Origin of the sequence: Pedobacter suwonensis (genome assembly GCF_900111825.1) — a bacterium.
In the GTDB taxonomy this organism is placed as follows: Bacteria; Bacteroidota; Bacteroidia; order Sphingobacteriales; family Sphingobacteriaceae; genus Pedobacter; species Pedobacter suwonensis.
In genome coordinates this window covers 99,369-113,219 of the sequence record NZ_FOJM01000017.1, presented here as the reverse complement: position 1 = coordinate 113,219, position 13,851 = coordinate 99,369, and the positions used below count along the sequence as shown (strand labels likewise).

Here is a 13,851-nt window from a genome sequence, read left to right as displayed (position 1 = left end):
GTTACTAATTGCAAAAACATCTGCCTGCCCAATCTTGTGTAGCCTGTAGATAATAATATTAAAAACAGGCCATACAATACTGGGTTTGATAGTGAAAACCTAAAAAAAGAAATACCGGAAAACCAAATAAATATTCCCTACATCTACCCATCCTCCAAATGAAAAACAACGAATACGAATATTTACTTAATAAGATCTACTATAAGGGGATTCTGAAAAATCAAGGAATTAACTCAGACATGTACCAGAGAATGCAAAATGAATATAGCAATCTTAACGGACAGCAGCCTGTTAGAGGCCAATTGGAGCGTGAATATGCCTTCAGGAAATCTTTCCTGGTTGTACGTAATTATGTACAACAGGCAATAAAAGATGGTATGAGAAGTTTTCAGTTTAAGATGGAAACAAATGACATCAATAAATTGACTTATATGGTTGATATGTTGGACAGAAACTTTTTTGATAAACAAAGCTTAGATCAGATTATCGCTACAGCAAATTCGGTATTCAACCAGTATCATTTAAAAAATTAACTATCTATAATAGGTAACAATATGGAATTGAAAGACGAAATCGGGCAATTTGCCGTAAGAATTAAGAAAATGCTTCCGCAAGTTCAATCTGAGGATTTAACCAGGAATGCGTTGGTTATGCCTTTTATCCAAATCTTAGGATTTGATCCTTCTGAGGTTCAATCTGACGCTGTTCTAGACTTCGGAGTTAAAAAGAGTAAAAAAGTTGATTATACCATTATGAAAGATGGTGAGCCAACAATTCTGGTTGAATGTAAACACCACAATGACAATTTGGATATTCACGATTCGCGCTTATCTAAATACTTCCGTAAAACAAAAGCCAAATATGGTTTATTGACCAATGGTTTGGTGTACCGCTTTTATACGGAGAAAATGGTGAGATCAAAGAAAAATCAAGAGCCTTTGTTCGAGTTTAAAATAACCGATACCAAAGCGGCTATCATTGCAAAAATGATCGAAGATCACAAAGATTATTTTAATGTAGATCAAAAAGTAAATGTTGTAACAGCTGGCTAAGCCTATTAAAACTATTTTAAGCGTTCTCGAAAATGCTTTAAAAGTCTTGATCTGATCAGGACTTTTTTTGTGTCTTTATATCAAAAAGAAGGGAGAAACCGATCCGATTTCTCCCTTGAAAATGATAGTATAATAAAACTATATTAATTCTACACTTCTGCTTACAAAAGCAGTTAACTCTGCTCCGGTTAACATACCTTGCGCCAAAAGCGCTAAATCTACTGCTTGTTTAGCCAGGTTTTGCTGCTCTTCTCCTTCAGCATTTAAAATTTTTCCTACCAATTTATGGTTTCCGTTAATGGCAACTTTGTAATTGTCGGGCATTTGACCATAAAAGTTCATTCCGCCTCCCATTGCAGCCATATCCTTCATCCTGCGCATAAATTCGTCCATGGTAATTGTAACTGGTAACTCATCCGGATGTAAAGCTACAACTTCTACATGCATGCCAGGTTTGGTAATGGCTTTTTCAAAAATAGCGGTTACCTCTTTCACCTGATCCTCACTTAAAACATGCTCGTTCTGCTCATCTTTCTCAATTAATTTATCCACCACACTAGAGTCAACCCGTTTAATTGATGTTTTTTCTAATTTTTGCTCCAGTTGATTAATAAAGTGATTGTCAATCGGCGAATCTAACACCAAAACATCATAATCCTTTTTATTGGCTGATTGGATAAACGCATCTTGTTTTGCAGCGTCGTTAGTGTATAAATACACAACATTTCCATTTTTATCCGTTTGTAAGGCTGTTACTTTTTCTTTATATTCAGGAAGTGTATAAAGCTCATTTTTAGTATTGCCAACTAAAGCGAAGTCCTTGGCTTTATCGTAAAATTTCTCTTCGCTGATCATGCCGTATTTAACAAAAAGACCAATGTCTTTCCATTTATCTTCGTAGGCTTTGCGATCTTTAGCAAATAATTCACTTAATTTGTCTGCAACCTTTTTAGTAATGTAGTTATTGATTTTTTTAACGTTGCTGTCGGCCTGCAAGAAACTACGTGATACATTTAAAGGGATATCAGGAGAATCGATTACGCCGTGCAATAACATCAAAAACTCGGGAACAATATCTTTAACCTCGTCGGTAATAAATACCTGGCGGGAGTATAATTTAATTTTGTTGCGTTGCATTTCGAAATCGTTTTTCAACTTAGGGAAATACAGTACGCCGGTTAAATTAAAAGGATAATCAACATTCAGGTGGATCCAGAATAATGGTTCCTCGCTAAATGGGTATAATTCACGGTAGAATTTTAAATAATCCTCATCTGACAAATCTGCAGGCGCCTTTGTCCAGATCGGGTTAGTGGTATTGATGATGTTATCAACTTCAACATCTTTATATTTAGTTTTGCCTTCTTCATCGGTACCGTCTTCTACCGATTCGGTTTTAGTGCCAAATTTAATTGGAACCGGTAAAAATTTAGCGTATTTGTTAAGGATTTCCTGCAGTTTACTTTCTTCTAAAAATTCTTCCGAATCTTTGTTTACATGTAAGATAATATCTGTACCACGGGTAGTTTTAGTGCCTGCTGTAATTTCAAATTCTGTACTTCCATCGCAAACCCAGCGTGCAGGCTCAGCACCATCCTGATAAGATAAAGTTTCAATTTCAACCAGATCAGCAACCATAAAAGCCGAATAGAAGCCTAAACCGAATTTACCGATAATTTCGTTGGCATCTTTCGCATCTTTAAATTTCTCTACAAACTCACTTGCGCCAGAAAAAGCAACCTGGTTAATGTACTTTTTAATTTCCTCTGCCGTCATTCCCAGACCATTATCGCTAATGGTAATGGTTTTTGCATCCTTATCAACCGCAACTTGTACTAACGGTGCGCCAACTTCGCCATTAAACTGGCCTAATGAAGCAAGTCTTTTAATTTTCTGAACAGCATCTACTGCGTTAGAAACCAATTCACGAAGAAAAATTTCGTTATCAGAGTATAAAAACTTTTTAATTATCGGGAAAATATTCTCAGTATGTATAGAAATATTTCCTTTTTCCTGTATGCTCATATGTAAATAAATTGTTTAATCTACATCCTGCATATCAAGGGTTGTTCCAAAAGAATTTGTTTGCCAAAATGACAGTAAGATGTAAGATGGAAAATGGGAGATGGAGAAAGAATGATTAATTTCTTTAGTAAAGATTCAAGACGATCGGCACTTCGAACGAAGTGCAACGCAGTAGAAATTTAATGTGATTCCGGAGTCTGTGTCCTCAGAACACTATTCGTTTTTATTGTTATACAATTTAAACTATGATTTGAAACGCAAAACCTGTATTTCAATTCATCTTAACCCGCTGTATCTTCTGCCCTGGATGAAAAATCCTATCGTGTGAACACATCTTTTTTAAGAATGGTATGGGCATTTTGCTAGCCAACTTTATTAAAGCACGGATTTTAGCTAAGGACGCTGTCAACCCACTAGTTGTTTTTATTGTTATACAATTTAAACTATGATTTGGAAAGCAAAACCTGTATTTCAATTCACGTTAACCCCGCTGTACCTTCTGCCCCGATGAAAAATCGGGGGCATTTGTGCCATCGGGTTTAGATCATTTGGTGTTGGTGCTAATAGGAGCGGTTTCCACTCAAGGCGCCGATTCTATCGTCTTTATTTTAAGTTAAGCTCAGTTTTTGTTAGTTTAATACCATGGTTTTTACGGCCCACCGACAACAAGTATTTATTACTGCTCTTCTTCACTATAGGCCAATTCAATATCTATAAACTGGATAATCAGTGAACATACATTACCTTCTATATCAAAACCATAATAAACAGGGTAAGTGCCATCACCAAAGCCACTTTGAAAAAATGGAATATGATAATTAGTCTCTGGTATTTTCCAGTTAATCCAATCACCATCTTTACGTTGGTAATCAGGGTTCTCAGCATAGCTGGCTGCAAAAAGTGCAGCGAAATAGTCATCATAGAGGTTTTTACCTGGATGTTCGTTATGAAATTTATCCTGAAACGCACAGAAATGTTTTAAAGTTTCTTTATCCAGTACACAAGCCAAGCCTGCATCCACATTAAAACCGAAAAATTCACCTTCATTGAAATCAATCAGATTTTCTGTGCCAATTAATGCTTCTTCAAAGCGAATGGCATCATAAGCTGTAAACTGCACTTTAACGGCAGCATACCGCGCGCAATCATCGTCGCCAGGAATAATAATAGCCGCTGTTACCGGAAATTCACCAATAGGAACCTTAATCAAATATGGCTCGGCATTTTTCTGGATATATACCAGGGGATCTCTAACCAGAATTTCTCCTGTAGGGATAGATACACTTCCCAGTTCAAGGCGATCTATCTTTTTGCCAGCCACAGCTGTTTCTTCAAAATAATCGTTCAGGTTGTTGGGACAGGTTAATAATGCGCGTTTCTCGTTCCAGGTTTTTAACCATTCATTGCTTGGTATCATTAATATCAGGTTAATTTTTTTGAGAGATGATTTTGTGCTGTAAATAAAGAAGCCAAGAAAATTTAAGATCTTCTTGGCTGAATATTTAAATCTGAATGAGTTTAATTTAAAAGAAAACTTGGCTTATCTTCTTCCAGCGATAAGATTTTAGTGATTTTTTTTAGCAACACATCCATTTGGAAAGGTTTTGATAAAAAATCATCCTGGCCATAATTTAAGGTTGTAAAATCTTTTTGATCGTATAAGCCGGAGATAAGAAGGATAGGTATTTTAGAAGTGCTTTCAATAGATTTTAGCTGTTCACATAATACACGGCCATCTATATGGCCTAAAGAAATATCAAGTAAGATTAAATCAGGACTGAATTTTTCAATTCTGTTAAAAATTTCTTCACCATCATTTAGTGCCGAAACTTTAAACCCTCCAATTTCCAGGATCAATTGTATGGTTTCTAAAACCTCAATATCATCATCTACTACCAATATTCTCTTCATATGTGTGTGCAATTATATGCTTTTAAAAGTATAACAAAAGTTTGCGCGGATATGTTTACCATATTAAGCACATTTTAACAAATTATGATGTAAATGTATATTTTAACTTAACTGGCCTGTTGTGCAATGCCCTCTTTATTTAAGATGAAACTAAACAGCTCATCTATTGGTTTTTGTAAAATTTTGCCAGCTTCGATGCCGTTTTCCTGTAATACCGAAATGAGTTCATCCTGATAATAATAGGCTATGGAGCCTACGAAGTGGCAAGGTACGTTTTTGTATCTGGGATAGTCTTTAACGTTCGTATCTACAAATTCCTGAAAGCCATTTCTTAATATCTCCTGAATAAAAGGGTGGTCTTTATGGCTGGCCATGAAGCGGCTAAAGCTTGCCAGGTAGATGTTGGGGAAAGGTTTCTGATAAACATTGGTAATAATCTGCTCTTTTTCGGCGGGGAAGGATTTTTTAAATTCTGCTGCCAATGTTGATGGCATTTTTCCGTACAGATAGCTTAGGAGCACCTTTTTCCCAAAGAAGGTGCCAGAACCCTCATCACCTAAAACATAGCCCAGACCATGGTGACCATCATGAATTTTTTTGCCATCAAAATAACAGATATTAGATCCGGTACCTAAAATACAGTTTAATCCTTCGGCGCTTCCACAGGTAGCGTATACTGAACCCAGAAGGTCGTGGTCTACAGAAATAAAAGCACGGCTAAAAACAGCTGATAAACCGTTTGAAACCACCTCATGTTTATCTGGCGAAGAACAACCAGCTCCAAAAAAGTAAATCTCTTTCACCTCACCGGCGTATTGCAATAAGGATTCGTTTTTCGAAATCAGCTTGGTAATTTCTTGTTCACTTAAAAAATATGGGTTTATTCCAGGGGTATTAAATTTAATGGTTTCGCCATTATGATAACCCATCCAATCGGTTTTTGATGAGCCACTATCTGCAACAAGTATCATGGCCCTAAATATAAAAATTAATTATAGCATTTTATATTTGAAATAATTTCGTTACTTCTTTTAAAGCTTACTGGCACCGTTTTAGATATGGCTGTATTTTAGAAAGTTTGATAGTATGCCTTATGTCTGATTGCTCTTGGCAATGGATTGAAACTTATTAGTTCAGCAAATCAACACTTCCGCTAATTGTTTTTAAAGTGTTTTCGGCTATTTTTGCCTGATATTGCATTTCGATGAAACGGTTTTGAGCGTCGATGGCATTACGCTGTGCTTCTCTCAGTTCTAACGGAGCTATGCTGCCCAAACGGTATTTTGCCAGAGTAATATCTAAATTCTGTTTCGCTATATCTACATTCCGCTGTTCTAATCTAATCAGATCAAGATAAGTACTATAATTTTCATAGGCAGCAAGTAACTGCGCATTCACATCCAATCTGGTTTTGTTCAGGTTAAGAATCGAATTATCGATCTCGATTTTGGCATTGCGCTCTTGCTGACGCTGTAAAAAGCCATTAAATAAATTGATACTTGCTGTAACGCCATAGGTAAATCCATTGGCCGCAAATTTTTGGTTAAAACCCGTGGGGCTGGTACTGTTTGCCCTGCTGTAACCCGAGTTCAGGCTAACTGCCGGATAACGGGCCCCACGGATAGACTTTAAATTCAAAGAAGCAATGCGTTGATTGATAAATGCATTCTGCACATCAGGGTTCTGCTTTTCAGCCATTTCGGCCATCTTGCTAAATAAGATACCTTTGTCTACATCAATACTATCAGCAACAGAAAAAGTGGTTCCAATATCCCTAACCATTAATTGGTTTAAGCGAACTTTAGCGATCTGCAGCGCATTTTTGGTTTGCAGGTAATTTGATGTATCCGTATTATAATCAACCTGTGCGGTCAGCACGTCCAGTTTAGAACCACGTCCAAGCTGTAATTTCGTTTTGGCAATATTGGTGCGCAATATCGAAACATCCATAGCGCTATCCGCTGCTTTAACCAGTTGTTGTTGTCTTACAATATCATAATAGGCTGCAATTACATCAGCAACAGTAGTTAAAATGGTTAAGCGCGAATTTAATTCACCCTGTTTTTGCAATTCCTTTAAGCGATCGTAATTGGCAAACATGCGAAAGCCATCGAAAATGGTCCAGTTTAATTCTGCACCATAACTGTTATTGGTACTTTTAGCCCCGGTAATCACCCGATCAGGACCAGTTACAGGACTTTGCCTGGTATTTTGGATACTTCCGCCATTGGTGTAATTTCCGGTTATACTGGGTAGCATACCGGCATTGCCAATATTGGTATTGTTCTTTGCTATATCGATCTGATTTTTGCTGATTTTGATGTCGTAATTGTGCTGTAATGCAATGGAAATGGCTTCCTGAAGGCTTAACTTTTCTTGTGCAAAACCTGAAAACGATAAGCTTATCAGCATGATAAATGTTTTTAATTTCTTGCTCATCTTATTCTTCTGTATGTAAAGCTTCCTGTTCAAAACGATGTGCTTCTTTTAATTCTTGATTGGGCCGGTAAGGTTTTGCCCAATAAGAGTAAATGGCCGGTATTACAAATAGGGTTAATACCAAAGAGAATAAAGTTCCGCCTACAATAACGGTTCCCATGCTCATTCTGCTTTTTGCCGCAGCACCCAATGCGAGCGCGATAGGTAAGGCACCAATGGCAATGGCCAAACTGGTCATTAATATTGGGCGTAACCTCGAAACCGCAGCTTCCCTGATGGCCTCTGGGATGGGAATGCCTTTTTCTTTAAGCTGGTTGGCAAACTCTACAATTAAAATTCCGTTTTTAGTTACCAAACCGATCAGCATAATGGTACCGATCTGACTGAAGATATTCCAGCTTTGGCCACACAACCAGAGCGATAAAAATGCCCCTGCAACTGCCATTGGTACAGTTAAAATTATAATAACCGGATCTTTAAAACTCTCAAACTGCGCAGAAAGAATTAAATAAACCAAAAGCAGGGCCAAGCCAAACGCGAAAACGGTATTGGAAGAACTCTCCTTAAAATCGCGCGATTCTCCACCTAAGTCAGTAGAGAAAGTCTCATCCAATACTTTTTTTGAAATGGCATCCATCGCTTCTATACCTTCACCAATACTTTTGCCCGGTGCTAAACCTGCCGAAACGGTAGCGGCAATAAAGCGGTTATTACGGTACAGCTGTGGCGGACTGCTTTCTTCTTTGGCGGTTACCAGGTTATCAAGCTGCACCAATTCCCCTTTGTCGTTACGTACGTAAACTGAACTTAAATCCAATGGATCTTTTCTATCACCCCGGTCAAACTGCCCAATTACCTGATACTGTTTTCCATTCATAAAAAAGTACGAGAACCTTTGTCCGCTCAACCCTAAGTTCAGGGTTTGGGCAATGGCCGAAATAGAAACACCTAAATTTTTGGCCTTATCCCTGTCGATGGTCAGGTTAATTTCGGGTTTGTTAAATTTCAGGTTCACATCCGAAACGGTAAATGTGGGGTCTTTGGCTACAGCATCCATAAACAATGGAATTTTCTCACGTAGCTTTTCAAAATTTTGAGCCTGGATAATGTAGCTGATGGGTAAGCCACCACGGCGTCCTACTGATATGGTAGGTTGCTGGTTCACAATGGTTTTGCCTTCGGTATATTTCTTAGTTACGCGGGTAAGCATATCTGCAATCTCCTTTTGCGAACGCTCACGGGTTTCCGGATCGGTAAGGCCCATCCGTACATATCCAGAGTTTACCGCGCCAGAGCCGCCAAAACTTGGCGAAGTAATGGTAATGTTCACATTTTTTTCCGGAACAGAATCAATCACCAACTGATTCAGCTTCATGATAAACTTATCCGTGTAGGCAAATGAAGCGCCTTCCGGTGTAGATACGTTGATGTTGATGGCACTCCTGTCATCATATGGGGCAGTTTCTTTCGGTAATATCTTCCAGAAAAGGAAAATAAGCCCCATACAAACTAATATAATCGGCACAGAAAGCCATCTTTTAGCCAAAAATTTATTCAGGTTCGATCCGTATGCATCATTCAATTTTACAAAATAGGGTTCTGTCCAGTTGTAGAATCTAGATGGCTTATGCCCCCCTTTTTTCATCAGGTAGGCATTTAACATCGGTGTTAGGGTAAGCGATACAAAGGCAGATATCAATACTGCAGCGCCGATTACTACACCGAACTCCCTAAATAAGCGACCAACAAAGCCTTGTAAGAAGATTACAGGTAAGAATACGGCTGCAAGGGTAATGGAAATCGAAATTACCGCGAAAAAGATTTCATTGGATCCTTTAATGGCTGCCTCAAATGGCGACATCCCTTCTTCAACCTTTTTAAAGATATTCTCGGTAACTACAATACCATCATCTACCACCAGGCCCGTAGCAAGTACAATGGCCAATAAACTTAGTACGTTTATAGAAAAGCCAAAGGCATACATAATAAAGAAGGTAAAAATCAATGATACAGGGATATCAATCAATGGCCTGAAGGCGATGGCCCAATCCCTGAAAAAAAGATAGATGATTAAAATTACCAATACCAGCGACAAGCCAATCGTTTCAGCTACTTCGGTTACCGAACGTTTGATAAAAAGGGTATTATCTAATGCCACTTTTAGTTTAATATCCTGCGGTATATCGGCTTTTAACTTATCAAAACGTTTGTAAAACTCTTTACTGATGTCAAGATAATTAGCGCCCGGCTGGGGGATAATAGCGATGGCCACCATCGGTTTGCCCGATTCGCGTAAAATGGTTTCTTCGTTTTCTGGTCCCAAAACTGCAAAACCCACGTCTTTCAGTTTAACCACCTGGTTGCTGTCGGCTTTTAAGATTAGGTTGTTAAACTGACTTTCGTTGGTGAGTTTTCCTAAAGTTTTAACCGTTAGTTCAGTGGTAGCCCCGGTAATTTTTCCTGATGGGAGTTCTACGTTTTCATTATCTAAGGCCGTAACAATATCTTGTGAGGTTAAGCCATAAGCACTGAGCTTATTCGGGTCCATCCAGATACGCATGGCATATTTCCTTTGCCCTTGGATTTGTACACTACTAACGCCGGGAATGGTTTGAATCCGGTCGGCAATTACGTTTTCGGCAAAATCACTTAATTCGAGCGTATTGCGTTTATCACTCTGTATCGTCATCGATAAAATCGGATCGGAGTTGGCATCGGCTTTACTTACTACCGGTAAACCATCAATATCTTTTGGTAAAGTTCTGGCCGCTTGCGATACTTTATCACGTACATCATTTGCGGCCTCTTCAATATTTTTATCAAGGTTAAACTCTATGGTAATATTACTTGCTCCCTGGTTACTTGATGAAGAGATATTTCTGATCCCATCAATAGAATTGATCGATTTTTCTAACGGTTCAGTAATTTGTGATTCAATAATATCGGCGTTGGCCCCGGGGTAGGAGGTTCTTACCGAAACTACGGTCGGATCAATGGAAGGGTACTCGCGGACACCCAAAAAAGTGTAACCTATAATCCCGAAAAGAACAATTAGCAGGTTCATCACAATGGCCAGCACCGGCCTTTTTATACTCGTGGTAGAGATACTCATAATTATTCTTTAACCAAATGAACTTTAACCGGTGCACCTTTTTTCAAAGCCATTGATCCGGTGGTTAATACCGTGTCACCAGCTTTTAATCCTGATGTAATCACAATGTTTTCATCGGTACGCGTACCCGCTTCTACCTTAACCTCTTGTGCTTTACCATCTTTTTGGATATAAACGATCTTACCTTTTAAAACCGGAATAACTGCTTCGTTAGGAATCAGAATAGCATTTTGAAGGGTACTTAAAGCCAGTTTGATTTTCGCAAAGGAACCTGGTAGCAAAGTGTTGTCCGCATTGGGAGCTAAAGCCCTAATTTGTAAGGTTCTGGTAGCGGAATTAATCCCCGGTTCTATCGCATAAACTTTTCCCTTGTTTTCTTTTGAAGAGCCATCAGTAGTAAATATGATTTCGGAGTTCACTTTGATCTGCCCTGCATATTTCTCCGGAACCGAGAAAGTAACTTTAACAGGATTTGTACTCACCAGGTTGGCAATCACTGTGGCGGGCGTTAAATAAGTGCCGATAGAAATGTTACGTAAACCTATTCGGCCTGTAAAAGGTGCGCGGATAGTGGTTTTGGCTAATTGCGCCCGTACTAATTGTGCTTGGGCCTGCAACGACCTTAAATCTGCTAGGGAAGTATCGTATTCTTCCTGACTGATTGCCCCTTTTGCAAGCAATTGTTTTGCCCTGTTCTCATTTGTGCCGGAAAGTTTTTGTTTCGTCAGTGCATCCTGCAATTGCGCTTGTATATCCCGGTCATTTACTTTAACCAGTACACTTCCTTTTGATACCATAGTGCCTTCCTTAAAATAAATTCCGGTCACCAGTCCCGACACTTCACTTTTTAATACAACCGATTCGTTTGCGTCAATAGCGCCGGTTATTTCCAGGTCATTGTCAAACGATACCGGCTTTACAATAATTCCATCCACTGCCAGTGGAGCAGAGGCGCCTCCCTTACCAGCCTCTTTACCCTTTCCGGCACCAGCAGATGCACCACCTTTTCCTTCTAGTTTTTTATTTGCATTAATTCTGTAATATACCAGATAAGCCAGGCCTATTGCTAAAACAGCATAGATAATATACCTTTTCTTCATGTTATGATTTGTGTAGTGCGTATTCCAACGTTAAAATGATATTAATGTTTGGAATTAGAGCGTAAAAATATTCAAATAGTTTAGTCCTAATTTTGTTGTATTAAGGATGTTACCATCTCGGTCCGAAGTTCACAGCTTGGTTGCAGCATAATATTTATACTAAGTGTTATTCCTTCATAAATCAACCAGTTAATGCCTGATGACATTTGGTGCTAAATCGCCCTGAGTTTTTCGCAAATAGCCAAGCGCCAGACATAAATTGAACAGAAACAACTATTTTACACCACATTGAGCTATTTTATATTAAAACCCCATCAATAAATCTAAATTTGTAGCAAAACACAGTGAATATGTTTAATAAAAAATCAGTTTTAAGTTTAGTTTTACTACTAACGTGTATTATGGCAGCGAAGGCGCAGGTAAAAATAGGCTTCGAGGTTTCTTTCAAAGAACCGCAAGCGCATTATGCAGAAGTGCAGATGAATATTTCTGGACTGACAAAAGATTATGTAGATGTAAAAATGCCTGTATGGACACCAGGTTCTTATTTAGTGCGTGAGTTTGAAAAAAGTGTTGAAGAATTTAAGGCTACTGCGGGCGGTAAAGCGGCAAAGGTTGAAAAGGTTAGCAAAAACACCTGGAGGATTTTCTCGGCAAAGACTCCTAACATTCAGGTCAATTACCGGGTTTATGCATTTGAAATCTCAGTGCGTACACCATTTATTGATGAATCTCATGCTTTCTTATCACCAACAGGTATTTTTATGCACCCTGACGGCATGATCAAATCGGCAAGTACGGTAAAAATCGTTCCGTTCAATACCTGGAGTAAGGTTTCTACCGGCTTAGCTCCTGTTGCTGGCGAGCAGTTTACTTATAAGGCCAGCGATTTCGATATTCTGTACGATAGCCCTATTGAGGTAGGCAATCAGGACACTTTTGAATTTACAGCTGCCGGTGTTCGGCATGAAGTGGCTATGTATGGAGGCGGTAATTATGATAAAGAAAAACTAAAAGTTGATATGGCCAAAATTGTAGAAAAGGAAACTGCAGTTTATGGCGAAAATCCTAATAAATATTACCTGTTTATTGTTCATAATTTCTTAAAGGGGGGCGGTGGTCTGGAACACCTCAACTCCACTACTTTAGGTGCTACTAGAAACGCTTACAATACACCTGAAGGTTATAAAGGCTTTTTAAGCCTGGTTGCACATGAGTATCATCACCTGTGGAATGTGAAACGTTTGCGCCCTATTGCTTTAGGCCCTTTTGATTATGATAATGAAAATTACACCACCAACCTTTGGGTGGCTGAAGGTTTTACCTCATATTATGAGAACAAATACCTGCACCGCGCAGGTTTTACCGATGTGAACGAATTTTTGAAGGATTTAGTTGGTGGCGTGGGTACAGTCTTAAATACCCCGGGTGCCAAATACCAGTCGGCAGCTTCGTCTAGTTATGATGCCTGGATTATTGGTTACCGCCCGAATGAAAATTCGAAAAACAATTCAATCTCTTATTACAATAAAGGCGAAGTAATTGGTATTTTAATGGATCTGGAAATTATCAATGCCACCAAAGGTGCTAAAAGCCTGGATGATGTAATGAAAGCGATGTATCTGCAGTGCAAAACTTTAAAGCGAGGTTATACCGATGCCGAATTTAAAGCCATGGTGGAGAAAATATCCGGAATCAGCTTTACCAATTTTTGGGCTAAATATGTAAATGGGGTAGATGATGTAGAATATGTGAAGTACTTTGGTTATGCCGGTGTAGATGTTTCGACAGAAAATGCAACTCCAGGTAAGCCGGTTACCGGTGCTGCCGGACAGTTGACCAATGATGGTCTGGTAATTACTTCAACAACAAGAAATTCTGCGGCCTGGATCAGCGGATTGAACGTAAATGACGTTGTACTCAGTTTAGATGATACCTCATTAGGTGATGCGCTAGCAACAGTAAGGTTGAAAAGCCCGATGATTTCGTTGGATGTTATCCCGTTGGTAGGTAAAAAGAATATTGGTGATGTATTGAAACTTAAGGTTAGACGTGATGGATTAGAGAAAGAAATTTCGTTAACCCTGAAAGAGAATCCAAATGTACGCCTAAAAGCAACTGTTAACGAAAATGCCACACCGGAGCAAAAAGCAGTACTTAAAAAATGGACAGGAGTTTAATTTTTAATCGAGAATCTTTAGTCTATATATAA

The 13,851-nt window shown here is 38.7% G+C and carries 10 protein-coding genes; 3 read left to right on the top strand and 7 right to left on the bottom strand.

Translation table 11 applies throughout. From position 1 onward, the window contains the following. Positions 1-158: 158 nt before the first annotated feature. Positions 159-533: a hypothetical protein gene (locus tag BM107_RS20225; protein WP_090986711.1), complete on the top strand. Its 375-nt coding sequence runs from the start codon at positions 159-161 to the stop codon at positions 531-533. A gap of 21 nt (positions 534-554) precedes the next feature. Beyond that, positions 555-1,052: a type I restriction enzyme HsdR N-terminal domain-containing protein gene (locus BM107_RS20220; RefSeq protein ID WP_090986709.1), complete on the top strand. Its 498-nt coding sequence runs from the start codon at positions 555-557 to the stop codon at positions 1,050-1,052. Between the two features lie 138 nt (positions 1,053-1,190). Here BM107_RS20220 and htpG read toward each other — a convergent pair whose 3' ends face one another. The 7 genes from htpG to BM107_RS20185 all read right to left on the bottom strand — a co-directional run bounded on the left by htpG (position 1,191) and on the right by BM107_RS20185 (position 11,639). After that, positions 1,191-3,077 (bottom strand): molecular chaperone HtpG, encoded by a 1,887-nt coding sequence (htpG, locus tag BM107_RS20215; protein ID WP_208864431.1) that lies wholly within the window; start codon positions 3,075-3,077, stop codon positions 1,191-1,193. 676 nt (positions 3,078-3,753) lie between these two features. After that, complete coding sequence (locus BM107_RS20210; protein ID WP_090986707.1) at positions 3,754-4,494, bottom strand: DUF4241 domain-containing protein; 741 nt, start codon at positions 4,492-4,494, stop codon at positions 3,754-3,756. 101 nt (positions 4,495-4,595) lie between these two features. Further along, the gene (locus tag BM107_RS20205) at positions 4,596-4,988 is read right to left on the bottom strand and encodes a response regulator (RefSeq protein ID WP_090498477.1); all 393 of its coding nucleotides are present in this window, start codon (positions 4,986-4,988) and stop codon (positions 4,596-4,598) included. A gap of 107 nt (positions 4,989-5,095) precedes the next feature. Continuing rightward, a complete protein-coding gene (locus BM107_RS20200; protein WP_244278870.1) occupies positions 5,096-5,959 on the bottom strand; it encodes an N-acetylglucosamine kinase in 864 nt (287 codons plus the stop codon). A gap of 157 nt (positions 5,960-6,116) precedes the next feature. Next, on the bottom strand, positions 6,117-7,427 hold the full coding sequence (locus BM107_RS20195; RefSeq protein ID WP_090986705.1) for a TolC family protein: 1,311 nt from the start codon (positions 7,425-7,427) through the stop codon (positions 6,117-6,119). A 1-nt stretch (position 7,428) separates the two neighbouring features. Beyond that, entirely contained in the window at positions 7,429-10,539 is a 3,111-nt protein-coding gene (locus BM107_RS20190; protein ID WP_090986703.1) for an efflux RND transporter permease subunit, read from the bottom strand. Between the two features lie 2 nt (positions 10,540-10,541). Then, positions 10,542-11,639, bottom strand: a complete 1,098-nt coding sequence (locus BM107_RS20185) for an efflux RND transporter periplasmic adaptor subunit (protein WP_090986701.1) — start codon at positions 11,637-11,639, stop codon at positions 10,542-10,544. Between the two features lie 350 nt (positions 11,640-11,989). Between BM107_RS20185 and BM107_RS20180 the strand changes: the two genes are divergently transcribed. Further along, positions 11,990-13,819, top strand: coding sequence for a M61 family metallopeptidase (locus tag BM107_RS20180; protein WP_090986698.1), 1,830 nt, complete (start codon positions 11,990-11,992; stop codon positions 13,817-13,819). The last annotated feature ends 32 nt before the right edge of the window (positions 13,820-13,851 follow it).